We start from the raw sequence: 697 nt of genomic DNA on the forward strand, positions 1-697 counted from the left end.
TTGATGGTGAAGTTATTGCGATCGATGGTAAGACTCTTCGTGGCTCCTACAACCGAGATGATCGCAGATCAACAATTCATATGGTGAGTGCTTTTGCCACCGCGAATGGTGTCGTTATGGGGCAGGTAAAGACCGCTGAAAAATCGAATGAGATCACTGCAATACCTGAGCTTTTAGAATTGCTAGATCTCAAAGGCTGCCTTGTTGTCACCATTGATGCGATGGGATGTCAGAAAGAAATTGCTCAGGCTATCGTCAATAAAGACGCAGATTACTTGCTAGCTCTAAAAGCAAATCAAAAGAACTTACACCTTGCAGTTTGTGACACGCTCAAAGAGGCCACCTCTCTTCCAGACCAAGAGAATGCTGTCATTGAGAAAGGGCATGGGCGATTTGAAATCCGAGAATATCACGTCATGAATGCTGAAACTGTCTCTTGCCAGTTTCCAGACTGGCCAGAGCTGAAAACTATAGGTGTAGCAATTAGTTATCGAGCGACTAAAGGTGGCAAAGAATCTATTCAGTTTCGCTACTATATTAGTTCCGCAGACTTAAGCTCAGAAAAGTTCGCAAATGCTGTTCGTAGTCATTGGGGGATCGAGAACAAACTACACTGGGTGTTGGATACCGCAATGAATGAAGATGGCTGTCAAATTTATCGTGGCAACGCAGCCGAAAACTTAGCATGTACACGCCA

The 697-nt window shown here is 44.3% G+C and carries 1 protein-coding gene; it reads left to right on the plus strand.

Features of this window, described 5'->3' with window-relative positions; all coding sequences use genetic code 11:
- On the plus strand, positions 1-697 hold a 697-nt coding region (locus Q0852_RS23680), incomplete at both ends, for an ISAs1 family transposase (RefSeq protein ID WP_299022907.1).

This window comes from uncultured Photobacterium sp., from assembly GCF_947502415.1.
GTDB lineage: Bacteria > Pseudomonadota > Gammaproteobacteria > Enterobacterales > Vibrionaceae > Photobacterium.